General features: G+C 66.4%; 1 protein-coding gene. It reads left to right on the top strand.

What is annotated here, in order from left to right; translation table 11 throughout:
• Positions 1-319: RICIN domain-containing protein (locus IH54_RS0138820; protein ID WP_031526369.1), on the top strand; the 319-nt coding region annotated here is incomplete at its 5' end.
• Between the last annotated feature and the right edge of the window lie 169 nt (positions 320-488).

Genomic DNA, 488 nt, shown 5'->3' with positions numbered 1-488 from the left:
CTCCACCACCACCGACGGCACCCAGCTCCAGCTGTGGGACTGCAACGGCCAGGCCAACCAGCAGTTCACCAGCACCTCCGCCGGTGAACTGCAGATCCTCGGCAAGTGCCTCGACGCCGCCGGCACCGCCAACGGCACCAAGGTCCAGATCTACTCCTGCTGGGGCGGCGACAACCAGAAGTGGCGCGTCAACTCCGACGGAACCATCGTCGGCGTCCAGTCCGGACTCTGCCTCGACGCGACGGGTGCCGCTACCGCCAACGGGACGCAGATCGAGCTGTGGTCCTGCAACGGGGGCAGCAACCAGAAGTGGAGCTGACCACGCAGCAGTAGTGCTACCGCTCCCCCGGTCCCTTCGTGGACCGGGGGAGCGGTCATCCGCCCGGCCTGGGGGTGTGTCCAGTTAACGGCTGATCTTGGTTGTTGGGGTTCAGTTGTTGGCCGGGGTGAGCCGGCCTTCGAAGGCGATCTGGAAGGCGTTCAGGGGT

This window comes from Streptomyces sp. NRRL F-5123 (assembly GCF_000721495.1).
Taxonomy (GTDB): Bacteria; Actinomycetota; Actinomycetes; order Streptomycetales; family Streptomycetaceae; genus Actinacidiphila.
This window is presented reverse-complemented; position numbering and strand designations above follow the sequence as displayed.